Source organism: Vibrio sp. Vb2880, from assembly GCF_033337975.1.
GTDB lineage: Bacteria > Pseudomonadota > Gammaproteobacteria > Enterobacterales > Vibrionaceae > Vibrio > Vibrio alginolyticus.
The window spans coordinates 60796-87063 of record NZ_JAWORT010000016.1 but is presented as its reverse complement, the minus strand read 5'-3'; the positions used below and the strand labels follow the sequence as shown (position 1 = coordinate 87063).

Below are 26268 nucleotides of genomic sequence, written 5' to 3'. Positions count from 1 at the left end.
CCTACCAATTCCACTTTTTCCAGCCGCCATCAAGCATGGCTGAAAACTGACCAATTGAAGGAAATCCACTCGTAATGAACATGCATGGTTCAACCTTCGTTGAACCTTCAGTCCACCAAAAACATGGTTTACTCAATTTTTCTTTAATGAAGTAATTCAAAAGCGTGTTTTGATCAGTATTGCCGTGATCATGAAAAACTGTAGATATTTGGCTTTGATAAAGAAACTCCAGAGGCCTCACTTCACTTGTTACATTCGCAACGAGGTCATTTTTTTCTTGAGTACTCTTATGCCAAACATCAAAGACAAAGTCGTCCTCAAGTACTGAAAGAGCAAGAGCTGCACTGTCCTCGGTCCAAGCTCTGTCACCCCAATATTGCGCAGCTTCACCTTTTACGGCACGAGCTATAGTAAAGAAAAAGTATCTACCGCATGCATCAACACTAGGAATCATGCTACCAATGTAGGTTGAGTCTTCTAAATAGCTAATATCCAAAGCAAAGTGCCACACAGGAGCCGTTAAAAAGTGCTCATTCCAGCTTTCACCCAGTTGTTCCCTGCTGACTGCAATAACCGCCTGTTGCCAATCATGCCAACGCTCCGAGAAATTTTGTGATAAACCATCTTTCACAAAGTCCCCTTTTGCAGGCATTTTACCGATATAACCCCAGCCTGATGTTATAAGGTTCGTGGACATCTGAACCTCTCCATTTCATTTGACCAAAACGGATTAATGGCACTAGAAGGAATAAGCTCTAGTTGCACCTTATTTCCCTTTAAATCAATCATAACTATATTGTCTTTACGCGATTCTGGCCTTGCTTTAAGTGATTGATCCAAAAGCTTGAATATGCCCCACTCACCTTCATAGGTATGCGCAATTTCGCGTTTAGATTCAGGTGGTGTGAACACAATTCGAGTCTGATCTTGACCGGCAGGCCAACTCAACGATTTAGCTCTTGCTGGTCCATGCTTATAAACCAAATCTTGTCCACCCAACTCTAAGACAAATCGAGTAATGTGCTGGTCTAGATAAACAGGCTTCATCCCAAACTCTACGCGTAAGGAATTATCAGATTCAAAGAAAGACTGCCTGATACGTTGCGCTCTTTGAAAGACCATTAGTGTTTCTGGACGAACTCCAATTTCCTTTTCTAATCGCCAACGACTTTTCGAAGTATCCACAAACGGTTCGAGGTATTCTTGGAAGAATGCGTCAAGCGTACCTCCATAACCAAAGAATCGCTTAAAGTCTTTCAATCTAACTTCTCTGCTCGCGTTGGGCTCGAATGGATATCTGCCAGCAATAGTCCGCTGATAAGGGCGGACCACCTGTGTTACCCAAAGTTGATTTAGATGATCCTTCGAACCGCTCTCCGCAAACTTAACCGACTCTTGAGAAAGCTCACCTAGCCATTGATTAAATGGTCTCGGCAAAAGTTCTTTAGCACGAGCAAAGGAAGCTGCGACATCTTGTGTAACGGTTCCATCTAAAATACTTTTGTAGGCAATTTTCTGATTGTTACCAGAGCTTGATAAGTCACTTAAATACGAACGCAAGTTAACCATTGCTTGTTGAATATCATCAAAGTCTTGCTCACCAAGGCGTAAGATCTCTGAAAAATGCGATTCGACTTCTTTACCTGGCAGAGCAACATTGAAACCGTTTTCTTCAGGTAAATACATGTCTAGTCTATCTGCCGTATTTGAAAACTTAACTTTGGCAACTTTACCAACAACTTCAGAAGCGGCTTTTTGATTTTCTGACAATGATACTTTTGATAGAGCAACCTCTTTTTGGATTGCTCTCAACAAAGATTCGATTGGTCTTTCAACTCCAGATAAAACCCTCGCTTGCTCTGTCGCAAGTTCTAGGCTCGGAGCCTGCTTCAATTGAATATCTTCGATCAACGTTTTCCATTCATTAACATAATCTTGATAGTATCGAGACTGAACGCCTTGGATGGCACTATCTTGATCAATTTCATGGGCCTTAAGATCGTCACCATAAACCCAGTTCTCTTCCATTAGGCTTTTTACTATACGGTTGATCTGAATCTGAAAAATGCTATGAAAACCATTGTACGTGTAGAAACCCGAAATGCCTTGTGATAGCGGTTTTCCACTAGCTCGCTCGAACTGCTCAAGCCCTTTAGGTCCCAATACATCAGTCAAGCGAAATGAAGGTACATGACTCTTAGAAAATTGTATTTTCATTCGCTGATAAGCACGTTCAGGTAGAGACATTTGAGTCAACACTTCTCGAGCACTCGTCACAGCAGCAGTGTTGTAAGTAAAGCCTTGTCCATCGTTGCCTAATAAATATTGAGTGTGCTGTAGCAAGCGTCTTCTTAAGTCTGCGTTTAGCTCACCCGGATATTGACGTTCGAAATAAAAGTTAAACCAAGCCAACACTTCATCTTGTTGATATTTGTCTGGATTGAATAACATCAAATACGTTTTTAACGTTTCGTACAAATACTCACGATGCTGTTGATTGCTCTCCATTTCTGACACCAGGCTATCAAGAAGCAAAGGGGCGAAAAATTGGGTCAAAGCATCAGAATATGCATTGTTTGCCGCCTGAGATACTTTGTCTCCTTGATAGAGACCAAACCTCTTTACAGAGTCGGCATCACCGTAGTTGCTTTGCTTTCCGAGAGGAAGCGTCATCAACCTATCTAATGTTTCTACAGCTGAAACAATATCCGCTTCAAAATCTAAACTTTGAGCGCCAATCAGTGCATCAATATGGCTAGCTTGTTCATTGGTATCGACAATTAACTGTGAGTTCCACTTATAACTCATAAACCAAAGCGCAGAAGCTCCTAGCAGTAGCGTTGTACATCCAATATAAACACCTCGACGCATCCAACCTGACTGCTTTTGATAGTGACGATTAACTGTTCCTAACAGTTGCTCTTTGAAAATAACCTTGTCAAAAAGATTCTTTACGAAATAACTATGAGAACCAGTCTGACTCTTTGCTAGAGCTAAACGATTTAACCCAAGTCCATTGGTTGATTCATTCATCAGCTTATCGACTGGTAAGCCTTCTTGAACCGAACTCAACATAAACACACCACGAATCAAGGCAGGCTCTTCAAAACTGTTTTGTGCAAAAATTTCAGCTAAAAACTCGTCAAGATTAGCTTGTAGCACTCTTAATTGCTTTGGAAATTCAAAGATAAGCGCGCGTTTATCTAAATCGTCCTCTGTTTCAAGTATTCTAAGCATACGGGCATCAAGGCGCTCCAACATGCCATGAAATTCTTTGTTGAATAGAGAAATAACGCCTCTTTCATCATCCACTTCACGAGGGAACATGAAACCAAATAATTCCTCTCGCTCTTCCTTACTTAAATCGGCAAAGAACTCATTGAAACCGGCAACTAAATCCATTTTGGTGAGCAATACGTAAATCGGAAACTGCATGCCTAACTGGTTTTTCAGTTCTTGAAGTCTCGACTTAATTGCTCGAGCATGAAGACTTCGCTCGGTTCGAGTCTGAGACATCACGCTGGCTAAGCTTATCGTAACAATCGCACCATTAATTGGTCTTTGCGTTCTATACTTTTTCAACAATCCTAAGAAACCATGCCACGCTTTAGAGTCGACCTTTTCTTGACTGTCTTGTGTCGTATACCGGCCAGCCGTATCTATAAGAACTGCTTTATTTGCAAACCACCAATCACAGTGGCGAGTGCCACCTACACCGGCAATAGAGTCAGAGCCAAGGCTGTCTCCTAATGGAAACTCTAACCCCGACTGCTTTAATACGGTTGTTTTCCCCGTTCCAGGAGGGCCAATCAATACATACCACGGTAAGTCATACAAACTTCTCTTGCCTTTGTGTGTTTTCGTCACTACTTTGACAGCTTGCTCAATACGCTCGCGCATTAAGTCAATTTCACTTGCCGCTTCTTTATCTGATTGGCTATCAACCTCAAGCAACGTTTGAATACTTTCGTCTTCTTTCACCTTCTGCTTATGCTGCTTGGTAACGTTAAATATCGCCCAAAGCAACACTAACACAAGAATAGTGACTAGCCGTTGAAAGTCACTCTTTAGGGGCTCATACCCCGCTATCGTAATAAGTGGACCAACAACCCAAATGAAAATAGAACAAGCAGCGACACCGATAAGACCGAGAAACCATCTTTGAGTAAATATTCTGCCAATTTCTTTAATACGCATCTCTATCTACCTATTATTAATTCGCGACAAGAAGGTCGATTTCAATCCGGCGGTTAATAGCTCGGTTTTCATCACTACTGTTTTCAACTAATGGTCTTGCATCCCCCAATCCCTCGGGTATCACTCGCCCTTCTAATGCACTATTCGAGATCAGTTGTTCAGACATAGCAGTGGCTCGAGCTAATGATAGGTGCCAGTTCGAGGGATATTTACTCGTGAAAATAGGCCTATCGTCGGTGTGACCAGTAACAATGATCTTGCCTTGGGTCGACTCCAATGTTCTCGCAAGCTTAGAAATAACGGGTTGGATGTAAGCGACAACATCAGCACTACCTGATTCAAATAGATCTTGAGACTTTAACGAAATTCTTACCCTGTCTTGCAGCGGCTCAACATTGATTAGCCCCTTACCGATCTCAGTTGCTAGATACATTGAAATCTTTTCTGCAATTGGCGCTGATTTTGATTCTGACGTTGCATCTTGGTTAAGTTGTTGCGGTTGAATCAAATTGACTAATTGAGAAAAGGTGCGATTGGATGCCTTATTTAGCTCATAGCTAAAATACATATATATGCAGACCAATAATGCCGCCGTTACAGAACATACAACCCAAAGAGGGGCTCTATCAGAAGCCTTTGAGCCATTCAAAATGTGTTGGTCGATACTATTACTTAGCTCCTGAGGGACTCCTCTCCCATAAGACTTAAGAGTAGCAATAACCTGTCTTCTCAATTTCCGGTGCGATTCCAGTCCATTTTTTTCTAAACGGTATTGACCCAGAAACCCGAGAGATAAGCACACATACATTAGTTCAAGCAAATCTAAGTTCGCATCTGGTTTCGCCATGCACTTATCAAGATGCTTAAAGAACGCTTCCCCACCTTGACTGCTAGCATAGAAGGAGCTGAGTAATGAATCGTGACTCCAGAATGAATGCCCCCCCCAATTGGTGTTAAGGACAACTTCATCTAGTGAACAGCATAAACAATAACGAGCTGTATCAATGGTATCCAAATCAACGTCATGCTGACGTAATCGGTTCTCATAATCTCTAAGCTTTTGTGCCAATGTCTCTTTTAGAAACAACGGATCGGAATGAGTCGCTGTCGACCGAATTTGACCGATAATAGATAACAGGCCATTCGCCTCTGCTAGTAGAGAGTTATTCCCATAAGCGACCACTGAATCATTGTTCACCAATTCAGGGCTTTTTGAGATAACTACGGTATTATCCAGTGACTTTTCTGATTGTGGTTTCGATGCGGGTGCTCTTCCACCCGGTGTTGGTTTTACGATCGTTTGTTCCATACTGAGCGCGCCTATTGATTAATACTCCAAAGCTCAAGTTCAGCATTCGGAAAATGCCCTGATAGGTGAAGCGCAATACCGCCACTATCTTTTAGCCTCATCCAAAATGGCCCTTTCTTGACAACTTCGAAATAGACATAGCCCGTTTGGTAAGGAATCTGTCTCGGGACGACACTCAACGGCACTACGTTTATACCGTTGATCTGATTATTAATTAGATCGCGAATCTGTTCTGCGGGGCCAAACTTGAGTTGCGCTGGGACCAGGCGTCTTATTTCATCTGTTGTGGTATCTGCTTTAATTGCTAGCACAAATTGGCATGACTCAAGCAAGCGTTTATCTGGAAGTGGCGTCACTTGAATACCGTACTGGCGAGGCTCCAACGGAAGTTTGGTCGCAGTTTGGTCAAGAACAACACTGAGGTACTGACTGAGTATCTGATTCAACTCGCTATAGACACTTGATACATCTAAGTGATCATACGCAAGCAAACTTGGGACTCTTTTAGTTTTATTAGAAAAAGTGGCTAACTCACCAATGTAACCTTTAAGTGTCGTCGCTAATTCCAGTGGATGTAACCTATCTAACTCACTGAAATGCTTTAACTTAGCCTCATATCGGTTCAGCATTTGGAGCATAATGAAATCAACAGCAGATGCCGATGCAGATTTACCCTTAATCAAGCGCTGCGCAATAACGTCAGCACGCATCTTTGTCATCGCGATAACGTTACGTAGATAGGCTGACATAACTTTGTCGCTAAGGAGATTGATAAGCGGAGGAACGTACTCATCGTCTAGTATAACTTCCCCTTCAGGAGTTACCTCTTTGATCCTTAAGATAGGTAACTCCACATAACCCGCTAATTTGTCATTACTCGCTTTCAACTCTAGGTTAAGGGCTGCAACTTGGATGGTTTCCTCATCTTGTCCTGTAAGGTTATCTATCACGTCGATATCTTGAAGTACATAACGAGAGACGATCGATTCGCTTACATCCGAAACGTTTTTACCTGTAACACTTGAAAGAGGGAGAGTTATTTTTACTAACGTATTTTCAGTGTTTTTATCAATAAGTAGAGGCGAAACTGAATCGTTGGATATTAACGTATTAACCAACGTCATATCTGGCAAAACAGCTTCAAGATGCTCAAGTTCAATAAGACCATCTTTTAGCGCGTGTTTTTTTACTCGACATTTCCAAACTCCCCAATTGTAAGCCCCACCTAACTGATGTAAGCCCTTGAATTCTTGAGAGGTTGCGCGTTCTTGTTGTTGGAAGTGCTGGGGACGTAAAAACATTCCTTCGCACCAAGCCGTCTTGGAGTATTGCGTCATTTATAATTAGCCAACTAAACGTTATTTAACGACCAAAGACAGATCTTCTAACAATACTTGATATGTGTTGTAACCGGTCTTATCCACTTTAATGACTTGTCGCCAATTTGAGTTTTCAATATCTCGAAACGCGACGACAATGCCTAAATATTCTGTCTTTGGAGACATACTTGCTTGATATGTTTCTTTCTGACCTGGAGTTAATGAAACTTCATATTTATTCACTAAATCAGGTCCTAAGACTTTTTCACTTTCTTCATAAATAGAAAAAAAGTCCTGGCTTTCGAAAATGGTATTTGACGTTAATTCAAATACATACACCACTACAGGAGAAGGCCTGCCGTTTGAATCAGGATTAATGTTATGACTTGCTGCTATTTCTAAATCTGAGTATGGATCAACAACTAGGTTCGCTGCTGAGCACCCAAATAAAACCATTGAAATTAATAACAAAATATATTGGTAAAACTTTTTCATCACCCTAATTCCTAGCCTTTGTTTTTTAATGCTAATTCATAGTGCTTAGCGAAGTCTTCTAAATAGAACGGAGACTCTTTATTGATAATATCATCGGATAACTTTTCATGAATATCCTCAAACCTCTTCCAACTTTGAGCATATTTTCTAGCTGGAATAACCTTATTAATAACCGTGTCTTTCGCTAAAGCATCTGAGTATATAGAAGTAGGTTCAACAAGTGACATAACACTCGAAACCGTACCTTCAACACCTTTCATTAAGGCTTGCTCATGACTTTCGATGTCATTAAATGCTTCTTTAATGGCTGCATTTGGCTTTAAGAAGCTAGCGGTTTGACGGTTATATAAGTTATGAATCGCATCTTCTAAGTTTGCAGAAAACTTTAAAGGGTTATTTTCTGACTTACGAAATGCGGTATGACTAAGTCGATTTGTTTGTTTAAACACTGCTCTGTTATGCAGTGTTTCCATTAAACCAACTAGCATCAAAGAAAATGACTCCCCCAGTTGTTCGAACCATTCTTCTCGGTTATCGCTGGGAATCATCATTGGATCTATACCCACCCCTCTAACAAAAGCCGCAAGTTCACCCCCATTGGTATCAAAGTTGGGAGTCGATAGTTGTTCTGATTGTCGGTTAACTTTCGGTAAAGTTTCAGATACGGTGCTCTGTTTTTCGGGCTTTGGGATATCAATAAAATCATCGACTAAACCAATATCTAGCTGAAAGTCAGAAGGAACACTTTCGTTTAAGAGTTCACTAGCACTAAGGCCTAGGTCAACAAATTCCTCTTCCGATGGACTTGAGACTACTTCAGGGGGGGCGCTAGAAAGACTTTTACTTGTCTCAAGACTGAATACATCTGTATCTGTTTGAATAGAAACTGAAATTTGATAATCCCCTAAGCTAACCATATCGTCATCGCTTAGTGCTATTTCATTTCCTTGACCCACAGGAGTTACAGCATTATTTACAAAAGTACCATTAGTTGAGAGGTCTTTTATCAAGTATTTGTCACCAAACTTAATCAGTTCTCCGTGGGTTCCGGATACCACTCTTTCAGGATCTGGTAGTGTCCAATCACATTGTTCAGACCGACCAAATGTAACCTTGGCATGTTCATCACTTGATTCAAACACGAACTCACTCTCAATCTCTGGAGTAAATTTGTGAAAACTTGTTATGGTTAAAACCAACTTCATGTAAACCTCGCCAAAGACCTGCTAGATATTATTTTTAATTTTATTATTAACTGCTTTCTTATTAACAGTAAGATTAATAAAAACCTTAATACTGCCATTGAAAATCATGCACGGAATAATGAATCATTTTTTTATCAAAGCAATCACGTATTGTTCAACAATTTTAATTATCCAACCAAGTTCAAATTTTTGACACTTAGACTTTCATCAATAAAAAAACGAATGTTAGTTTGGCCGAGAAATTCTAACATAATGACTTTTCATTGAGCAGAAAGGTATATATTCCCCCATCATTTATACGGAGTTCTTGTGATGGAAGACAGTAATAAAAACAATTCTATAAATAACGAAGAGAGCGGAGATAAAACTAAAATTGTAAAGACTCAAAAACGAGACAATGCAATTAAATCAACCAAACTCACTAATAATGAAACCTCCGTTAAAAATAAAAATGAAACAAATACAAAACTGTCTCAAAAAGAAAACACTCCGTTAGTTAATAAGAAAAAAAACAATAAAGATGACTCATTAAATAATAACAAAGATGTTATTAACGAAAGCTTAATAGGAACGACCGTTAAAAATCGGTATGAAATTGAGTCGGTTATTGGGCATGGTGGGCTTTGCGATGTTTACTTAGCTAAAGATAAGATTCTTGAATCTTCAGGTTCAGAAACACCCTACGTTGCGTTAAAAATATTACAGAAAGAGTTTGCTTCTCAACCAGAGACTGCACGCATGTTAATACGTGAAGCTCAACAAACTCAAAGGTTAAGCCACCCTAATATCATTAGGGTTTTTGATTTTGGTGTTGATGGCGAAATATACTTTTTAGTTATGGAGTATATTAACGGAGAAACATTAGAGAGTTTAATACAGCGTTCTAGGCCGCATGGGCTGAAGTTTAATGCAACTTTATCAATCCTAAATCAGGTACTCGATGCGCTCTCATATGCTCACTCTCTTGGTGTAGTGCACGCCGACCTAAAGCCCGCTAATGTGATTTTAACGTCTGAGGGTAACGTTAAGTTGCTTGATTTTGGTGTATCTAAAACTCATCAATTAAAGCAGGATCAATATGCGGCTAAACGTAAATCCGAAAATGTTGAAACGCTTGGTTATACTCCCAACTATGCATCACTCAACCTGTTATCCGGTAAGGAACCGAACTTAAGCGACGATATGTTTGCTCTATTTTGTATTGCTTACGAGTTATTGAGTTGCAAACACCCTTACGCAAGAACTCCAGTTAATGAAGCTCTCAAACAGAAGATCAAGGTCTCTAAACCAACTAACATGCCCGCATCTAAGTGGCCAATATTTTCAAGCGTATTTTCAACTGGCATCATTCCGAACGAGCTGACCCCTGAGCAGTTGAAACGCAAATTGAATATGCGCTATTGGCCTATCGCTAGCGGCGCGGCAGCGAGTATATTATTAGTTAGCGGCATTGTATTTGGTTATCAGCAGCAACAAGAAACCATCGCCACTTTGGAAACCGTTATTAGCAAGCAAAATGATCAAATTGCCGGACAAGAGTGGCAGCTTGATACGCCAGCAGAAAAAAGTTTAGCACTGATTAATAGTGAAAAAAGCTTACATCCAGTCGTTAAGGCTGGCTTATTACGCTTACACAAGACCTATATTCTCAGCGAGTTTGAATCTGAAATTGATCAGGTTTTGAATTCTGATGCCAACAACTACCCGAATTATGATGAAATTGAGTCCATACTTGATAAAGCAAAAACCTACTACCCTGACTCACATAAAATAGAAGTTCTTGCCTTAGATATTCAGTCAAGCAAGCACTCCACGTTACTTTCGATAGCAAGGCAAATCAATAGTCAACTTGAAAAGTCTCGGTACAGTAAAGAAGACGGCAGTAAATCCATCTATGAGCTCAAGGATGAGTTAAATCAGATTCATCAAGGTTATCCTTTCACGCCAAGTTCGTTATCTAGCGATGTTTTCGGTCAGCACCTCACTGAAGCACTCCAAAAGAAAGACGCAGCTGCACTTGTTGCTCTTATTAAGGTTGGGAACACCTTCTTTTCAAACGTAGAAGAGCATCAAGAGAACTTACAGATAAGTAATGCGATGAAAGATGCAGTGCTGGAAATGAAATTATATGAGACAGCGCTAGATTCCAACAGCCCTCTACCGTTTCCAGAAGATGCCGCTAGAATCCTGTTCCAAGAAGAGTTTGAAAACTTTTATTCTCGCCTAGAAAAGGCAAGGACGACAACTCATCTCGATAACTTGGTGAAGGATGTGGATCTGTTCTCGAAAAACTTTCCTATTGGTTTTCAGGATGTTAACGATTTAAGATTCAAAACTGCTGATAAATACTTACGCTTCTCCGATATATTACTTAATAAGCGAAGGACTTCAAGCGCAAGACGCGCTATGAAGAAAGCCAACGAGCTTATGAAGCAAATAGAACAGGACTCTAAGCAAAGCTAGTAATACAAAAGGGACGCGAGTCCCTTTTTTGCCGCAGATCACTTGCCAATATGCAACTAGATTGCTAATTTATACTTGTACTTAATGAGGAGAGTTAGCCTTGACTGAAGGAATAGTCAAAGTTGGCGAACGTCTGGCGTCCGTATGTAACGATAGCCTTAAACTAGGACTGCAAGACACTTACCGACTCGGCGTTTTACTTGGAAACATCCCCTTTGCTACTTGTGTTAAAAACACGCGAGTTGAAGTTTTTTCATCCCTACATTTCGACCATTGCCGTTTGGATATAAGTCAAAATATCTTTAACAATGACTTTCTTTTTGTAAGTTTATCTCAAGCGACAAGCAAACTATTTCTGCTCAAATACTGGTTATGCCATTCATACCTTCGGCTAAGCCTTCATTATCCGAAACATTCCTCTACCTCAACGTTTAATAGGGGTATACATGATTAATTTTGATGTTCTCAATACATACATGGATAACGACGTAGATCTGATCGTCACTGTTTTTTCTACATACCTTGAAGATCACACGAATGATATAGAGCGTATAGATGAGCTATATGCAAGCAAATGTTGGTCAGAACTCTATCTATTAGCTCATAGTTTAAAGGGCATTCTAGAGAGTTTCGGAGAAGACACCGCGGTCATTGCGTTTCAAAGAATAGAAGAAAAAACCAGAAACGATACAGCGCCAGATAGCTCAGATATAGCTATAGTTACTAAAGAGCTAGCTGCAATTAATCAACAAATCTTCACTTACTTGAAGAATATGCAATAAAGAAATTCAAGGCTTAACTGGGGGAAATATGGCAATGAATAATAGCAATTTCAGGGAGTTGATTGAGTCTCTCAAAGACTTAACACCAACTCAAAAAAGGTACTTACTTAGCCGTACAAAGATGGCGCTAGATGATGAAAGTAATATGTTAAACATCAGTGATATTCTAACACCAGAAGAGTTGGAGGCGTTACTATCACCGGCACCAACAACGAATACAAAATAACAATGATATACAACGCAACCGTCAGATTAACGCTAGGGACCAAGTGAAGCAAATCGACTTTGCTTGGTTGTTAGTTTCTCTCCCTATTCCTTTTCACTACAACAAACGTATTGTTTTCGAAACCTTTTTCCAATGTAAACAGGTCAGATAATTGAGCGACTAACATCAGTCCGCGACCTGAGGAGGACCAACTATCGTCATCCATTAAGTTAGGTGCCTCAATCTGTTTATTTTTATGTTGGATGAACGTCTTTTCATTGATCGGCGCTCCGCAATCAGAGACTCTCAGTTCCACGAAACCGGACACTTGGTCATCCCCAACCCTACACTCCACTTCAATTGGCAGGCCTTCTATTTCACTGTAAGAATGAATATAAGCGTTATTCATGAGCTCAACGACACAAAGCTCCAATGATTGAATTGCATTTAAGGGGATTTGATGACCCATCAAAAACCGAACAACGTCTTTGCTCGCACTTCGTGAGTGAGTAAGGGAGCTCCCGTAAGTTCGTTTAAATTCGCTCTTTGACATTCTTTTCCTTAAAATCGAGCCTCTCACCATGCCATTTTACCTGTAAAAGGCTGGCATCATCATCAAACTCATCTTCGTTGTGCCAAGATTGTACTTTTTTAAAGACGTCTCCCACTTGATCTTCAACTGGCAGCGTGCAAACAGCTTTTATACTCGATGCCAATCGTTGTAGTGAAAACATCTCCTCACCCTGCCTCGCTTCAATCAAACCATCCGAATAAAGCCACAATGCATCGCCCTCATCTAGACTAATTTGGTTACCGCTATATTCCATCGGCTGCATTGCACCAACGATAAAGTTATCATCACCTATCTGCTCCATCGTTTTCGTACTCGCTCGCCAAACTAAGATCCTGGGGTGGCCAGCCGTGCAATAGCTAAGTTGCCCTGATTTTGTGTTAAGAATGGCGTAAGCCATAGTAAAGTAAAGTTGACTGTTTCTAGTTTGCTGATAACGCCGATTTAGCCGTTCAATCACAGATGCTGGCTCACTTACGTAATAGCCGTCATCTCTCAACTCCATCGTGATCGAATCAGGCCCCTGACTTTGAGATAGTGTCTGTTGAATAGAAAAAGCCATCAAAGCTGAAGAAATACCATGACCAGAAACATCACATACATAAAACGCAACATGTTGTTCATCGAGCTCCAAATACCCCAACATATCACCACCAATCTGGGAGCATGGTTTGTAGACATAACTAAACTGTATATTTTGGATAGTTGATTCAGCAGGGAGTAGTTGCTCCATCAGATGACTCGCAGACTGCAGGTCTTGGTGAATTGTTTGATAGGCCGCATCTAGTTCTTTATTTCTCTCAACGAGTTTGTTGTGCAGCTCTAAAGTACGAAACCCCGCACGGATTCTGGCCTGAAGTTCCTCTACAGACGTCTTCTTATCTACGAAATCATCTGCGCCAGCATCAATGCCTTTCACGATCGAACTTTGGTCATTTCTAGAAGACAGTAGAACAAAGAAAATGTAACGCTCGCTAACTTTAGATTTTAATTGGCGACACAATTCAATACCATTAATTCCAGGCATCATTAAATCACTCAGCACAAACTGAATATCAGGGCGGTGGGTTAGCACTTCAAGCGCCGCTCTTCCGTCTTCAACTGCAACCACTTCATAGCCCTGCTTTTCCAATGCACTGCTGATGTAAAGCAGGACTGTTTTACTATCATCGACCAAAAGAATGGGTTTCATCTTCCTCCTTAATACGGTTGCTTTACTGGCTAACGCAAAACACTAGTCACTGACTGCTCATTTCTAAAACGGCTGTAGTCTTCGGCTAATAATTGGTGTTGATATCGAGTGTAAGACAACGCTTCATTAGAAATTAGTATCTGATGCTCTTTTTCGATTAACTGACTTTGCAGCCTTTCAATCTGTTCATTCTGCTGTGTGTAATTGAGGTACAGTGCGAATAGACCAAAAACCGAAACCATTAACAGGGCGATTAGAATATTATTGATAGTTTTCACTTGAATACTCATGACCTCTCCTTGTCTATTATTAGACTTTCCATGATGAAAGAGAGCGTCTACGGACCAAGAGCTCAAGGCTCTAAAACGCAACGAAGCAAATTGAGGTTGTTTTTCCAATTATAGGCGATAGGAGAAAAAATAAGAAAAATCTGAAAAAATTTGAATATCCTGCTGAGTTAAGAATCGGTAAGGTGGTAGCAGCGAGCTATCATCCACTCGCTGCAATACATTAACTCTGAAATGCAGGTCTAGCTAAAATTTGGTTATACCATCGAGCAATGTTTGGCGACGTCGATAGCACATCAATTTCTAGGCCTTTAATTGCGAAACTGATCAAAATAAAGCCTGTTATATCGACGATAGTAAAATGGTCTACGGCGATAAAATCATTATGTTCAAGCCGCTTGTCTAAGACAGGCAGAAATTCATAGACGCGTTGTTTTGATTCTTCGCCCCATGCTTCAACGCAACGTTCTCTGTCTCCATAAACTCCGGTCATGTTTCGAAACGCCTGAAATGCCGCATTTAGTCCTTGGAACTCCACCACACGATGCCACATTTCCACCTGAGCACGTTCGAGCTGGTTAGCACCAAACAACGCCAGATCATTTTCAAACGCTTCATCTAGGTAGCGACAAATCGCCACGCTTTCACAGATCGTCTTACCATCATCCAGTTCCAGCAGAGGCACTTTGCCGTTCACGCTTTTCGATTTAAACGGTTCAGATAGGTTATCGCCCTCACGAACGTTCAGCGCAACTCGCTCAACCTCGCCACCGATTTCCTTTAGAAAAATGCTAACTCGCTTACAACTTGGAGTCATTGCGGTTTCATAGAGCTTCATTTCACATCCTTTTATCTTTTTCTAACCGATTGGTTAGGATATACTGTAGCCAGTTTATAAACGATCAGTCAAGAACTTCACTATCAAAAATTTTCAAACAGTTGTGGGTCTGTTTGCTGAGCGAGATTTTTGATGCCGTTTGTGAGTTCACATGAATTTGGAGGCTGATACCCAAGAATAGATGGGTATTCATCATATTGGTTCAGTTCGAACGCTAGAGGTTCTCTGTACCATCCCTCCAAAGCAATTTAATTACCCGATAAGCAGACCCAGGCAGGTAATTTATGGCAAGAAAAGCCAACTTCGACCGAGATGAAAAGCTTCTCGTGGCTATGGATGTGTTTTGGCGCAAGGGCTTTGCGAACACGTCCATCTCGGATCTCACCGACGAGTTGAACATCAACCGCTTCAGTCTTTACAACACCTATGGTGACAAGCAACAGCTCTACTACGAGGCGCTCGATACTTACTTGAAGAAGGTCTCGCTACCTTCACTGAATGATTTGGAAAAAGACGACGCGTCTTTACCTGAATTAGAATCGTTCCTTAAATCTTTTGCTGAGCTGCAACGCACACGCAGCTGTGGGTGTTTTATTCAAAATGCGTTGATTGAGCACGCAGGTGAAGACGATGATGTACTGCGTAAAGGGCATTTTTTGTTTGACCATCTTATCGACATCATTGCGGATGCGCTGACCAATGCACAAAAAGAAACCTTAGTGCCGAAAACGCTTAAACCAGAAGAGCTTGCTCGTTTTGTTCTCAACAACATGCAAGGCATGCGCGTACTTGGCAAAGCCAAACGTTATGCCGACTTGGATACGGCGCTTTCCTGCTTGCTGGTTTTGATTAGGAAATAACATGTCGATTGAAGTGATAGCAGTACGCCTTACCAAAGGCATGGACTTAAAGCTGAGCCTAGCGAAATTGGTCGAGCAGCATGGTATCAAAGCAGGCTCGATTGCCTCATGCGTTGGCTGTATCTTTCACCTCAACCTTCGTTTGGCAGGTGCAGAGAGTACGTTAACCAAACAAGAGCCATTTGAAATCGTATCTGTGATGGGAACCCTGACGCCTGAGCATCAACACGTTCATATCTCGGTGTCTGATCGTGAAGGACGAGTTTGGGGTGGGCATTTGCTGGAAGGCACAGTGATTGATACTACCGCAGAATTGATCATCCATTCTTACTCAGAACTTGAGTTCACTAGAGCGATGGACGACTCGACTGGCTATACCGAACTGCAAGTGAATCCTTCCAAATAGTAAAAAGCTCCAGAGCCATACTGTGCAGTCTCTGGAGCTTTATTCGCTTGTCTCTTACGCTAAGCATTTACTCATATCGAGCAAGCTAATTTCGAGGATCATTCTTCGGCTAAATAACAAACCTGATTATCGTCGATCGTTACTTGCCACGTTTTTAGGCAGTGCGCATCGTCTTCCAAACATTGCCCACTCTTTAAACTGAAGTGCTGTTTATACAGTGGTGATGCGACACACATCTCACCATCAATATCACCGACAATCCCTCGACTCATCACATAAGCCTTACCAATTGGGTCCCAATCTTGAACGGCGTAAACACCGCTATCTGGAATGTAGAATAACGCGACATGCTCGCCTTCAATCAACACCGTGGCACCGATGAACGGCATTAGGTCATCAAGCTGACACAATTTCACTTTGGTTAAAGCTGCCATTTACACCTCCTGTTTCACGGGAATACGCTGACCGCGCACACGCTGGTACGGCAAGACTTTGCTGCCCGACGTGCTGTTCAAGAAAGGACGAAAGCGTTGCAATTTTTGAGGATTATCCAGCGTACTCTTCCACTCACATTGATAGGTATCTATGACTCGCGCCATTTGCTCATCCAATGAGTCACATAGGTTGAGAGAGTCATCCAAAATCACTTGTTTAAGGTAATCTAGGCCCCCTTCCATGTTCTCCATCCACACAGACGTGCGCTGCAAGCGATCTGCGGTGCTGACGTAGAACATCAATACTCGGTCGATCATGGTGATCAACTCTGATTTGGATAAGTCGGATGCAAACAAATCTGCGTGCCTTGGTCTCATGCCGCCATTCCCGCAAACGTATAGATTCCAGCCGTTTTCAGTGGCGATCACCCCAATGTCTTTACTTTGCGCTTCTGCACACTCGCGAGTACAGCCCGATACGGCAAACTTAAGCTTATGGGGCGCTCGCAATCCTTTGTAGCGGTTCTCTAGCTCAATGGCTAATCCGACCGAGTCATCAACACCATAACGACACCAAGTAGAACCCACACAAGATTTCACGGTGCGGACCGACTTGCCGTAGGCGTGCCCTGTTTCAAAACCGGCATCAATTAAGGTTTGCCAGATTTCAGGAAGCTGTTCTAACTGCGCACCAAATAAATCCACGCGCTGACCGCCAGTGATTTTGGTGTACAGATCGTATTGCTGAGCAACTTCGCCTAGCACGATGAGTTTGTCTGGTGTAATTTCGCCGCCCGGAACACGAGGTACAATTGAGTAAGAGCCATCTTTTTGCAGGTTTGCCATAAAGGCATCGTTAGAATCTTGCAGAGATTGATGTTGAGGCTCCATGATGTGTTCATTCCACAAAGAAGCAAACACAGATGCTGCTGTCGGCTTACAGATATCACACCCATGCCCTTTGCCATGCAGTGCAATTAAGGTGTCGAAGTCTTTAATCTGTTCCACTTGGCAAATATGGAACATCTCTTGGCGACTGAGCTCAAAGTGCTCACAAAGGTGGTTGTTAACCTCTACCCCCATGGCTGCTAATTGAGTATCCAATACCGACTTGACCATATTGCTACAGCCACCACAGCCAGTACCGGCTTTGGTGTTGGCTTTAAGGTCCGTCAGGTTGGTAGTGCCAGCTTGTATCTCGGCAACTAAGTCGCCTTTTGTGACGTTGTGACAAGAACAAATGATAGCGCTGTCTGGCATCTCTCCATCCAGCATTCCGGTATCAAACAGCAGGTTCGCCGCGTGGTCTGGCAGGACTGTTTTGTTCAAATAACACTGTAAGAGCGCATCGTAGTCGCTGTTGTCACCAACAAGAATTGCACCAAGCAATTGGGTACCACTCGCATCAACCACCAGCTTTTTGTAGATGCCTGCAACCGCATCTTGCAATACCATTTCTTGTGCGCCTTCGGTTTGCATTTGTGCATCGCCGATAGACGCCACATCCACCCCTAGTAGCTTGAGCTTGGTGCTCATGTCTGCACCTTTAAAACCTTCGCTTGGCATTCCAGTCAAAACATCGGCAGTGGTTCTCGCCATGGTGTAACCGGGTGCGACTAAACCAAAGATCTTCTGATCCCAAAGGGCACATTCGCCAATCGCGTATATGTTTTCATCGCTGGTTTGGCATTGGTTATTGATCACAATACCGCCTCGCTCGCCTACTTCCAGCTCAGCCATTTTTGCCAGCTCATCTTGAGGGCGAATACCTGCGGAAAAGACAATCACATCCACTTCGAGAGGATCTTTGTCTTTAAACACCATACGATGCTTAGCCGTTTCACCATCGCAAATTCGCTCCGTACCCGTCGAGGTATGAACGGTTAGCCCTAGCGCTTCAATCTTCTCTTTTAGCACCAAGCCAGCACCATCATCTAACTGCACGGGCATCAGGCGAGGAGCAAATTCAATAACGTGAGTTTCTAACCCCAATAGTTTGAGTGCGTTTGCCGCTTCTAAACCCAACAAGCCACCGCCAATCACTGCGCCTGTTCTTGCGCCTTCACATGCCTTTTTGATTTGTGAAAGGTCATCAAGCGTGCGGTAGACAAACACGTTGTCTCGGTCTTTACCTTCAATTGGAGGCACAAACGGGTAAGAACCGGTCGCGAGCACGAGTTGGTCGTAACCCAGCACATCTTCACCATCAAGCAGAATGCGCTTTTGCTCTCTGTCGATGCCTGTTACTTGGCTGCCAAGTACGAGTTGGATGCCATGCATGTCGTACCATTCTTGGTTACTCAGCATTAAATCATCATGAGACTTACCCGCAAACAAAGAGGACAACTGTACACGGTCATACGCGATAAAGCGCTCTGCACCAATCACGGTAATTCGGTGCTCCAAATGCGCGTTTTTCTGTACCAATTGCTCGACAAGGTGTTGCCCGACCATACCATTACCTACCACAACGATGTGGCTCAATGCGTTCTTTACTGGGATCGTTAAAGGACTGTTCATTGCTGCCTCCTTATGCCGTTTGCGCTGCGGTTTTGGGTTTGTCTTCTTTCGAAGCAGGAATCTCGACTTTGGATTGCTTCTCGTAAAGGAACTTCAGCACTGCTTGTCGACACTTCTGATACTGCGCATCATCTGCCAGTGCTACACGCTCACGAGGGCGAGGTAGATTCACTTCTAACACTTCACCAATGGTTGCCGCCGGTCCGTTAGTCATCATCACGATTTTGTCGGATAGCAGCACCGCTTCATCCACGTCGTGGGTAATCATGATGACAGTGTTGTTTAGCTCGGCTTGGATCTTCATCAGTGCATCCTGTAGGTGTGCACGTGTCAACGCATCCAACGCGCCAAATGGTTCATCCATCAGCAAAACCTTTGGTTGAAGTGCCAGTGCTCTCGCGATGCCGACTCGCTGCTTCATACCGCCCGAGATTTCATCCGGCTTTTTGTGCGCAGCATGCTGCATTTGAATCAACTCTAAATAGTGGTTCACTTGTTCCTGAATCCACGCTTTGCCCTTTTTGCCGGCAATTTGTTTTACTGCAAGCTCAACGTTTTGATACACGGTTAACCAAGGCAATAATGAATGGTTTTGGAACACCACTGCGCGGTCGGGTCCCGGTCCTGCCACCTCTCGTCCATCGACTATTACGCCGCCGTCTGTTGGCATGTGTAGCCCTGCGACTAAGTTTAATACCGTTGATTTACCGCAGCCAGAGTGACCAATTAGGGATACAAACTCACCTTTATTGATTTGTAAATCGACGTTCTTAAGCGCGATGAACTCGCCATCTGGCGTTGGGAATCGCATCCCTAAACGCGTTAGATCTAATAATGCTTTTTCCATGATCGTTTCCCTTATCTCAACGCTTGTTGTTTATTCCAAGACAGCCACTTTTGAAGTTGCAGCATGCCTCTATCGAGCATCAAACCGATAAAACCAATGGTGATGACTGCCACCATGATGCGCCCCAATGATGCCGAGCTGCCGTTCTGGAATTCATCCCAAACGAACTTGCCTAACCCCGGGTTCTGAGCGAGCATTTCTGCCGCAATCAACACCATCCAAGCGATACCTAAAGAGAGACGTAAACCTGTGAAGATCATTGGAATGGCAGAAGGTAAAACGATAGTGCGAATGTGCTGCCACCACGAAAGTTGGAGCACTTTGCTCACGTTGATTAAGTCTTTATCAACGCTCGTTACACCCACAGCGGTATTAATCAGCGTCGGCCATAAGCTACATAGCGCTACTGTGATCAGAGAGTTAATGAACGACTTAGCAAACATCGGGTCATCACTCACATAAGTGGCACTTACAACCATGGTAACGATGGGTAGCCAAGCTAAAGGTGATACGGGCTTGAGCAGTTGAATGATTGGGTTGAACGCTTGATACAGCCCTTGATTAAGACCAAGCACGATGCCAAGCGGAATCGCGATAATCGTCGCCAGCAGAAAGCCCGCGGTCACAGTCACTAAGCTAGTCACGATTTGGTCGAAAAACGTCGGTTTACCTGTGTAAGGACGAATCTTCACTTCCGCGTCTGGATTCTTCGCTAACTTCGCAGCATTGCGCTTTTCCTGACGCTCGATAAACGCTTGTTCCTTTTCTCGCTCTTGCCAATGGTCATCGACAAGGTTGCTAAACTGCTGAAAAGTTTGCACTGGTCCCGGTAGCGTACCTAATGAAGTTTGCACTTCTCTCGCTGCTAAGTGCCACATTGCCAAAAAGATCAGCAAGCCAATGACGGGCAAAAGCACCAACCGACTTCGGTTCACTACCTGCTTAGCAGGAAAAAGGGAAATGACATTACTAGACATACTCACTCCTAAGAAATTTACATCCTTGTTGCCACAAGCGAATTCCCTCGCCTGTGGCGTTTATCGTTATGGTTAAACCTTGTCTTTTCCTTTAAGCCCGATAGAGAACTTCTCTAGATATTTATTTGGCTCACGACCGTCATAAACGATGTTGTCGATAAAGTGTGTTTGCGGCGCACGGAAACCATCTTCAGCACTGAAATCTGGGAAGTCTTTTTTGCTCAACACACCATCTTCAATCAGTGCTTGAGCCGCTTGTTGGTAAATGTCCGGACGGTAAACCTCTTTTGCGACATCCATGTACCAATCATCGGATTTCTCGCTTGAGATCTGTCCCCAGCGACGCATTTGGGTCAGGTACCAAATCGCATCGCTGTAATACGGATAAGTGGCGTTATGACGGAAGAACACATTGAAGTCTGGCACGTCTCGTTTGTCGCCTTTCTCGTATTCAAATGTGCCGGTCATTGAGTTGGCGATAACTTCGGCGTCGGCTCCAACGTAGTCGCTTTTTGATAGCATCTTCACTGCTTCTTGGCGGTTGGCATTGTCGTTTTCATCCAACCAATGTGCCGCTCGAATCAAGGCTTTCACTACGCGAATGTGTGTGTTTGGATTCTTCTCAGCCCAAGCTTTGGAAACACCAAACACTTTCTCTGGGTTGTTCTTCCAGATCTCGTAATCGGTCACGACTGGCGTACCAATACCTTTGAATACGGCTTGTTGGTTCCATGGTTCGCCTACGCAGTACCCTTTGATCGTGCCCGCTTCCATTGTTGCTGGCATTTGTGGTGGCGGTGTAACACTCAAAAGAACGTCAGCATCCAACTGGCCACTGTTATCGCCTGAGTCTGGTGCGTAAAAGCCTGGATGAATCCCACCTGCCGCTAACCAGTATCGCAACTCATAGTTGTGCGTCGATACAGGAAACACCATCCCCATGTTGAACGGTTTGCCTTTATCCAGATAGCTGTCGACCACAGGCTTCAGTGCATCCGCTTTGATTGGGTGAACTGGCTTGCCATCTGGTTGCTTTGGAATGTATTGCTTCATCTGCTCCCAAGTATCATTGGAAACCGTGATTGCGTTGCCGTTCAAATCCATACTGAACGCGGTAATCACTTCTGCTTTTGTGCCGACACCAATCGTCGCGCCCAATGGCTGACCAGCAAGCATGTGCGCGCCCGCAAGCTCACCATCGATGACTCGGTCTAAAAGCACCTTCCAGTTTGCTTGAGCTTCTAAAGTGACGTACAAGCCTTCGTCTTCAAAAAAGCCTTTCTCATAAGCAACCGCCAGCGGTGCCATATCGGTTAACTTAATAAAACCAAACTTCAGATCTTCAATTTCTGGCTCACCCAACTCTGCCTTTACGCTGACCGTGGTGAATACCGATAACGAAATTGCTGACACTTTCAGCATCGAACTCCATTTCATTGGTTTGCTCCCATAAAAAAAGCGCCACTACTCCGAAGAGCAGTAGCGCCGTTGCTAAGTCTACAATTACCGCCGTTGATAATTGAGATAAGCGATTCAACAATAAACCCAATTCTACTAATCCAATTACTGTGCCAACTTATTTTTCACAGCAAATACAATAAATTAGCATATTCCGCAGTTCGTTATCCCCCGTTATTGCTTGCTGATAGTGCAACACGCACCACGTTAGAAAATGCACTCTAACCCCAAAGTGGTAGAGCGACTAATCCAATACTTCCAAAGTAGTTATCAAATTCTTGGCAACTTGTGCGAGCGTTTGGCTCGATTGCATGGCCGAATTTCTAAGTGCTTTATAAGCCTGATCTTCATCAACGCTGTGCATCTTCATCAGCAGACCTTTGGCTTTTTCCACCAGCTTGCGCTCTTCAATCTTGTGGGTCAGCGATTCAATTTCCGATTGCATACTTTCGAATTTCGCTCTCACTAATGTCGCATGTTCAATCCAAGGTTGAAGTGCAAACTCACTATCATGCGGCATGAGTACATAGTCCATTTTTTCTGATAACCGATTGATATCATTAGATGATAACTGCTTTAAGACGATAAGAAGTGGTGCCGATTTTCTGCGGCAGAAATCGACGATCAAACGCAGTTCCGCGGTTGGTTGCTGCCATCCAACCACAACGCTTGCCGACGGTTCTCGTTGCATCAACGTTTCTAGTTGTGCCAATTGGCAGCCGATGATGTTGTCGTAATCTTTGCTCAATAAGCCGGACAATCGAGCCTGCTCTTGGAGGCTATCGCAGCATACTATGATGGGTGTTTTTGACGTTGATTGAGTCATGCACATTCCTTGTTTATATCTCACTCACTAAGAGAGACATAACAAGGAATGTGCCAACTAAAGTAGACGCGCTTTAACTAGAGGCGAGATGTTCTTTGAAGAAGCCGAGTGTGCGCTCCCAAGCGAGTGCTGCTTCTTCCGGTGCGTAGCGTGCTGTTGAGTCGTTATGGAAGCCGTGGTTGACGTTCTCATACATTAGCGCTTGATACTGTGCGTCGGTTGCGATCAATTGCTGTTCATAAGCAGGCCATGTGTCGTTAACACGCTTATCGAGCCCTGCAAAGTGAATCATCAACGGCCCTTTTACTTGCTTTTGGATCTCTTGCGCAGCTGGTGTTCCATAAAAAGGCACACCTGCATCGAGCTCTTCAGGCATTACCGCTGCAAGCATATTGACAATGTATCCACCGAAGCAGAATCCAACCGCGCCCAATTTACCGTTGCCACCCTCGTATTGTTTGAGGAAGTTAGCGGCTGCAATAAAGTCTTGTTCGATCTTGGCTCTGTCCATCTCTTTCTGCATCGCGCGACCTTCATCGTCGTTCCCCGGATAGCCGCCGAGTGGATAAAGCGCGTCTGGAGCGAAAGCAATAAAACCGTCTTTTGCAAGTCGTCTTGCGACATCTTTGATATAAGGGTTCAGACCTCGATTTTCATGAATCACCAACACGGTCGGCGATTTTAAGGTCTTCTTCTGTGGCATCACCAAATAACCACGCCCTTCTCCATGCCCATTTGGAGATGGAAAGGTTTCGTAAGTTGCTTTGATGTCAGGATCGTTAAATGAAACTTGTTCTGCGAGTGCGTAATTCGGGGTTAACGCATCGACCAGTGCTGTCATGCTAAAGCCGAGCACAGCAAGGCCACCCAGCCTATTAAGAAACTCACGGCGCGTGATTTTTCCGTGGGCGTATTCGTCGTACCAATCGAAGGCTTCTTGCGGGATCGGGTGAGAAGCCTTTTCACTAGGAGTGGTATGCTTTAGAACCATTATCCATGTCCTCTGTGTCTTACCATATGGGATTTTCTCATTCTCAAAAGCGAAGCGAGAAACGAACGCGATTGAGGCTAAAACTGCGGTTTCACCACTCTGATACGGAGCAAGGTGGTGAAACACATCATTGGCGAGCTAGGATCTTTTACCTTCTTCAAACAATAGATAATGGATTCAGATTCAACAACTTTGCGCCGTTGGTTTTACATTAATTGACAATAGTACGTTATTGCTGGCCGCAATAGGCTTGCCAGTAAGAAAAGGCACGTTCGAATGCTTTTTCTCTGTCGTGCATTTGTGCAAACAAGACCACTGTCATGGTAGCAAGAACCGTATTTGCCATTTGGTTCATGTCGTCTTCTGACGTCCCAAATGGGCAGTTCGCAGGCATTGGCACCTCAGACAGCATTTGCTCCGTCCAGTAGTGCGATGTCACGCCGCTTGTTTGGCTTAACCATACGGTTTGACTTACTTTCGGGTTGTATTCTGACTCACCAGATTGTCCTTTGAATGACACAACGGCATGAGCGGTTTGACCAATCTCGTATTCGACTTCAGCATGAAGTTGTTGGAATCCCGGATGGAAACTACCACGAATACCAACCGTCGCCTGCCCCGGATTCAATGCACGAACCACGGTATTAATCGGCGTTCTAAGCCCATAACGATTCTTCCAACCGATCATGGTTTCTGCTTGGGGTGCAAACGAACTTAGCGGTAGATACACAATGTTTTGTGTTTCTAAGACACGCTTTGCGTCTTCTGCTGATTCCGCTTTCGTAATAGCAAATTTGTCGAGGTAGTCTTCAGCGTGTAAACGACCAGATTGACGATCGTGGTAGCCATGCATCAGCACCTTATGACCATTATCGGCGAGGATCTTCGCTGCCAACAGATGCCAAGGCTGACCTGCCGCTTCACGTTTGCCTGCATAACATGGCCAGTCAATGTCTGCACCAATAGCTGGCATGCGGGATTGGAATGCTTTCACAAAGCCAGCGATTTCTTGTTGAGTTTCGTTCTGTACACGGATCAGCATCAATAGCATTGCCATCTGATCATCATCGCACTCACCGTTTAGGTATTCATCCATAACTCGAAACGCTTGGTCAAAGTTCAGTGGTTTTCTACCACGTTCGCCACGACCGACTGTTCTAATACATTCCAAAATGCTGCTCATATTCCCTCGTATTCCGTCACTGACTGTACGGTTTCTATTAGTTGTTCGCGCAGTTTGACAACTTCTCCCATCACAATCAATGCTGGGCTCACGCCTTTAAGTGTAATCGATAAATCATTGAGCTGATTGAGTTGTGTAACATGCACTTGTTGTTGAGGGCTGCAACCATGAGTGATGATCGCGACAGGGAAATCTTCTCTCAAACCAGAGCCTATTAAACCCGTTTGTATTTGCGATGACTTTTCTAACCCCATGTAGAAGACTAACGTTTGTCCGCTTTGCATCAGTTGGCTCCAAGCCTCAAATGCGCCAGTTACCACTTGCCCCGTAACAAAGGTAACGCTACGAGCAACGCCACGATGAGTCAGCGGAATCAAGCTGTTTGCTGAACATCCAATCGCAGCAGTAATGCCGGGAATAACTTCGTAAGCGATTGAGTGTTTGACGAGCGCTAACGCCTCTTCGCCTCCACGGCCAAATACAAAAGGATCTCCCCCTTTTAAGCGTACAACTCGCTTTCCTTGTTGAGCGAGCGATACCATCAAGTCACAAATTTCTTCCTGACCAATACTAGGTTGTCCGCATCTTTTGCCCACGTAAATCCAATCGGCTTGTGGCGAAGCCAACTCCAAAATATCTTTGTTAACCAAACGGTCGTACAACAGTACCTCTGCCGACATAATCGCTTTCACAGCCTTTACCGTTAACAAGTCAGGATCGTGCGGCCCTGCTCCGACAATCGAGACAAAACCTTTGTGGTTCGCGTCCAGGTCTAGTGAATGGTCTTCTAAAAGTTGGTTCAGTTTGCTTGCTTGATCATGCTTAGAAAAGCGAGACGAGCGTTCTTGTTTCTGACTCGCTTGTCCTTTCTTAAACCAAGACTTTTGATAAGGCGCTTCCATG

General features: G+C 43.5%; 24 protein-coding genes. 5 read left to right on the top strand and 19 right to left on the bottom strand.

The window, feature by feature from the left end; translation table 11 throughout:
• Window position 1: 1 nt before the first annotated feature.
• Genes tagF through tagH form a run of 6 tightly spaced genes read right to left on the bottom strand, consistent with a single transcriptional unit; the run spans window position 2 to window position 8525 of the window.
• The gene (gene tagF / locus R7M92_RS17190; protein WP_053349939.1) at window positions 2-697 is read right to left on the bottom strand and encodes a type VI secretion system-associated protein TagF; all 696 of its coding nucleotides are present in this window, start codon (window positions 695-697) and stop codon (window positions 2-4) included.
• Window positions 679-4197, bottom strand: coding sequence for a type VI secretion system membrane subunit TssM (gene tssM, locus R7M92_RS17185; protein WP_258498032.1), 3519 nt, complete (start codon window positions 4195-4197; stop codon window positions 679-681). Before tssM ends, tagF begins: the two co-directional genes overlap by 19 nt.
• Window positions 4198-4213: 16 nt before the next feature.
• Window positions 4214-5506, bottom strand: coding sequence for a type VI secretion system protein TssL, long form (tssL, locus tag R7M92_RS17180; protein ID WP_053307737.1), 1293 nt, complete (start codon window positions 5504-5506; stop codon window positions 4214-4216).
• A gap of 11 nt (window positions 5507-5517) precedes the next feature.
• Window positions 5518-6843 carry a type VI secretion system baseplate subunit TssK gene (tssK, locus tag R7M92_RS17175; protein ID WP_080276943.1) on the bottom strand — a complete coding sequence of 442 codons (1326 nt, stop codon included), beginning with the start codon at window positions 6841-6843 and terminating at the stop codon, window positions 5518-5520.
• A 21-nt stretch (window positions 6844-6864) separates the two neighbouring features.
• Entirely contained in the window at window positions 6865-7320 is a 456-nt protein-coding gene (gene tssJ, locus R7M92_RS17170; RefSeq protein WP_238967146.1) for a type VI secretion system lipoprotein TssJ, read from the bottom strand.
• A gap of 11 nt (window positions 7321-7331) precedes the next feature.
• Window positions 7332-8525: a type VI secretion system-associated FHA domain protein TagH gene (gene tagH / locus R7M92_RS17165; RefSeq protein WP_238967145.1), complete on the bottom strand. Its 1194-nt coding sequence runs from the start codon at window positions 8523-8525 to the stop codon at window positions 7332-7334.
• A gap of 312 nt (window positions 8526-8837) precedes the next feature.
• On the opposite strand from tagH, the gene R7M92_RS17160 reads away from it, so the two are divergent.
• The 3 genes from R7M92_RS17160 to R7M92_RS17150 all read left to right on the top strand — a co-directional run bounded on the left by R7M92_RS17160 (window position 8838) and on the right by R7M92_RS17150 (window position 11996).
• Entirely contained in the window at window positions 8838-10988 is a 2151-nt protein-coding gene (locus tag R7M92_RS17160; protein ID WP_225473128.1) for a serine/threonine-protein kinase, read from the top strand.
• Window positions 10989-11434: 446 nt separating this feature from the next.
• Window positions 11435-11770 carry an Hpt domain-containing protein gene (locus R7M92_RS17155; protein WP_031781126.1) on the top strand — a complete coding sequence of 112 codons (336 nt, stop codon included), beginning with the start codon at window positions 11435-11437 and terminating at the stop codon, window positions 11768-11770.
• Between the two features lie 34 nt (window positions 11771-11804).
• Entirely contained in the window at window positions 11805-11996 is a 192-nt protein-coding gene (locus tag R7M92_RS17150; protein WP_025767706.1) for a hypothetical protein, read from the top strand.
• Window positions 11997-12066: 70 nt separating this feature from the next.
• Here the strand turns inward: R7M92_RS17150 and R7M92_RS17145 are convergent, their stop codons facing one another.
• From R7M92_RS17145 to R7M92_RS17130, 4 genes are all read right to left on the bottom strand, one after another.
• A complete protein-coding gene (locus R7M92_RS17145; protein WP_025998580.1) occupies window positions 12067-12528 on the bottom strand; it encodes an ATP-binding protein in 462 nt (153 codons plus the stop codon).
• Window positions 12509-13738, bottom strand: a complete 1230-nt coding sequence (locus R7M92_RS17140; RefSeq protein WP_225473140.1) for a PP2C family protein-serine/threonine phosphatase — start codon at window positions 13736-13738, stop codon at window positions 12509-12511. Before R7M92_RS17140 ends, R7M92_RS17145 begins: the two co-directional genes overlap by 20 nt.
• A gap of 29 nt (window positions 13739-13767) precedes the next feature.
• A complete protein-coding gene (locus tag R7M92_RS17135) occupies window positions 13768-14028 on the bottom strand; it encodes a hypothetical protein (protein WP_017820228.1) in 261 nt (86 codons plus the stop codon).
• 220 nt (window positions 14029-14248) lie between these two features.
• Window positions 14249-14863 (bottom strand): glutathione S-transferase family protein, encoded by a 615-nt coding sequence (locus tag R7M92_RS17130; protein WP_225473141.1) that lies wholly within the window; start codon window positions 14861-14863, stop codon window positions 14249-14251.
• 284 nt (window positions 14864-15147) lie between these two features.
• Between R7M92_RS17130 and R7M92_RS17125 the strand changes: the two genes are divergently transcribed.
• Together R7M92_RS17125 and R7M92_RS17120 are read left to right on the top strand one after the other, a co-directional pair.
• The gene (locus tag R7M92_RS17125) at window positions 15148-15723 is read left to right on the top strand and encodes a TetR/AcrR family transcriptional regulator (protein ID WP_225473142.1); all 576 of its coding nucleotides are present in this window, start codon (window positions 15148-15150) and stop codon (window positions 15721-15723) included.
• 1 nt (window position 15724) lies between these two features.
• Window positions 15725-16129: a PPC domain-containing DNA-binding protein gene (locus tag R7M92_RS17120; RefSeq protein WP_225473143.1), complete on the top strand. Its 405-nt coding sequence runs from the start codon at window positions 15725-15727 to the stop codon at window positions 16127-16129.
• 98 nt (window positions 16130-16227) lie between these two features.
• On the opposite strand, the gene nirD is transcribed toward R7M92_RS17120, so the two are convergent.
• The 9 genes from nirD to cobA form a co-directional block, all read right to left on the bottom strand.
• Window positions 16228-16563 (bottom strand): nitrite reductase small subunit NirD, encoded by a 336-nt coding sequence (gene nirD / locus R7M92_RS17115; RefSeq protein ID WP_047009252.1) that lies wholly within the window; start codon window positions 16561-16563, stop codon window positions 16228-16230.
• Window positions 16564-19083: a nitrite reductase large subunit NirB gene (gene nirB, locus R7M92_RS17110; protein WP_318122691.1), complete on the bottom strand. Its 2520-nt coding sequence runs from the start codon at window positions 19081-19083 to the stop codon at window positions 16564-16566.
• Between the two features lie 10 nt (window positions 19084-19093).
• Window positions 19094-19930 carry an ABC transporter ATP-binding protein gene (locus R7M92_RS17105; RefSeq protein WP_005450080.1) on the bottom strand — a complete coding sequence of 279 codons (837 nt, stop codon included), beginning with the start codon at window positions 19928-19930 and terminating at the stop codon, window positions 19094-19096.
• An 11-nt stretch (window positions 19931-19941) separates the two neighbouring features.
• Entirely contained in the window at window positions 19942-20907 is a 966-nt protein-coding gene (locus tag R7M92_RS17100) for an ABC transporter permease (protein ID WP_053303689.1), read from the bottom strand.
• A gap of 72 nt (window positions 20908-20979) precedes the next feature.
• Window positions 20980-22344: a CmpA/NrtA family ABC transporter substrate-binding protein gene (locus tag R7M92_RS17095; protein ID WP_318133859.1), complete on the bottom strand. Its 1365-nt coding sequence runs from the start codon at window positions 22342-22344 to the stop codon at window positions 20980-20982.
• Window positions 22345-22609: 265 nt separating this feature from the next.
• Window positions 22610-23191, bottom strand: a complete 582-nt coding sequence (locus tag R7M92_RS17090) for an ANTAR domain-containing response regulator (protein WP_012129218.1) — start codon at window positions 23189-23191, stop codon at window positions 22610-22612.
• A gap of 73 nt (window positions 23192-23264) precedes the next feature.
• Window positions 23265-24182 carry a dienelactone hydrolase family protein gene (locus R7M92_RS17085; RefSeq protein WP_005375880.1) on the bottom strand — a complete coding sequence of 306 codons (918 nt, stop codon included), beginning with the start codon at window positions 24180-24182 and terminating at the stop codon, window positions 23265-23267.
• 229 nt (window positions 24183-24411) lie between these two features.
• Window positions 24412-25365, bottom strand: coding sequence for a glycosyl transferase family protein (locus R7M92_RS17080; protein ID WP_318133857.1), 954 nt, complete (start codon window positions 25363-25365; stop codon window positions 24412-24414).
• Window positions 25362-26267 carry a uroporphyrinogen-III C-methyltransferase gene (cobA, locus tag R7M92_RS17075; protein ID WP_017634211.1) on the bottom strand — a complete coding sequence of 302 codons (906 nt, stop codon included), beginning with the start codon at window positions 26265-26267 and terminating at the stop codon, window positions 25362-25364. Before cobA ends, R7M92_RS17080 begins: the two co-directional genes overlap by 4 nt.
• Window position 26268 lies beyond the last annotated feature (1 nt).

Coding starts and splice junctions, on each gene's coding strand:
- R7M92_RS17120 (WP_225473143.1), top strand. CDS start 15,725: ATGTCGATTGAAGTGATAGCAGTACGCCTTACCAAAGGCATGGACTTA.
- tssJ (WP_238967146.1), bottom strand. CDS start 7,320: ATGAAAAAGTTTTACCAATATATTTTGTTATTAATTTCAATGGTTTTA.
- R7M92_RS17095 (WP_318133859.1), bottom strand. CDS start 22,344: ATGAAATGGAGTTCGATGCTGAAAGTGTCAGCAATTTCGTTATCGGTA.
- tssM (WP_258498032.1), bottom strand. CDS start 4,197: ATGCGTATTAAAGAAATTGGCAGAATATTTACTCAAAGATGGTTTCTC.
- R7M92_RS17125 (WP_225473142.1), top strand. CDS start 15,148: ATGGCAAGAAAAGCCAACTTCGACCGAGATGAAAAGCTTCTCGTGGCT.
- R7M92_RS17145 (WP_025998580.1), bottom strand. CDS start 12,528: ATGTCAAAGAGCGAATTTAAACGAACTTACGGGAGCTCCCTTACTCAC.
- tagF (WP_053349939.1), bottom strand. CDS start 697: ATGTCCACGAACCTTATAACATCAGGCTGGGGTTATATCGGTAAAATG.
- R7M92_RS17090 (WP_012129218.1), bottom strand. CDS start 23,191: ATGACTCAATCAACGTCAAAAACACCCATCATAGTATGCTGCGATAGC.
- tssK (WP_080276943.1), bottom strand. CDS start 6,843: ATGACGCAATACTCCAAGACGGCTTGGTGCGAAGGAATGTTTTTACGT.
- R7M92_RS17085 (WP_005375880.1), bottom strand. CDS start 24,182: ATGGTTCTAAAGCATACCACTCCTAGTGAAAAGGCTTCTCACCCGATC.
- nirD (WP_047009252.1), bottom strand. CDS start 16,563: ATGGCAGCTTTAACCAAAGTGAAATTGTGTCAGCTTGATGACCTAATG.
- R7M92_RS17155 (WP_031781126.1), top strand. CDS start 11,435: ATGATTAATTTTGATGTTCTCAATACATACATGGATAACGACGTAGAT.
- R7M92_RS17105 (WP_005450080.1), bottom strand. CDS start 19,930: ATGGAAAAAGCATTATTAGATCTAACGCGTTTAGGGATGCGATTCCCA.
- R7M92_RS17160 (WP_225473128.1), top strand. CDS start 8,838: ATGGAAGACAGTAATAAAAACAATTCTATAAATAACGAAGAGAGCGGA.
- R7M92_RS17130 (WP_225473141.1), bottom strand. CDS start 14,863: ATGAAGCTCTATGAAACCGCAATGACTCCAAGTTGTAAGCGAGTTAGC.
- tssL (WP_053307737.1), bottom strand. CDS start 5,506: ATGGAACAAACGATCGTAAAACCAACACCGGGTGGAAGAGCACCCGCA.
- cobA (WP_017634211.1), bottom strand. CDS start 26,267: ATGGAAGCGCCTTATCAAAAGTCTTGGTTTAAGAAAGGACAAGCGAGT.
- R7M92_RS17140 (WP_225473140.1), bottom strand. CDS start 13,738: ATGAAACCCATTCTTTTGGTCGATGATAGTAAAACAGTCCTGCTTTAC.
- R7M92_RS17100 (WP_053303689.1), bottom strand. CDS start 20,907: ATGTCTAGTAATGTCATTTCCCTTTTTCCTGCTAAGCAGGTAGTGAAC.
- R7M92_RS17080 (WP_318133857.1), bottom strand. CDS start 25,365: ATGAGCAGCATTTTGGAATGTATTAGAACAGTCGGTCGTGGCGAACGT.
- R7M92_RS17150 (WP_025767706.1), top strand. CDS start 11,805: ATGAATAATAGCAATTTCAGGGAGTTGATTGAGTCTCTCAAAGACTTA.
- nirB (WP_318122691.1), bottom strand. CDS start 19,083: ATGAACAGTCCTTTAACGATCCCAGTAAAGAACGCATTGAGCCACATC.
- tagH (WP_238967145.1), bottom strand. CDS start 8,525: ATGAAGTTGGTTTTAACCATAACAAGTTTTCACAAATTTACTCCAGAG.
- R7M92_RS17135 (WP_017820228.1), bottom strand. CDS start 14,028: ATGAGTATTCAAGTGAAAACTATCAATAATATTCTAATCGCCCTGTTA.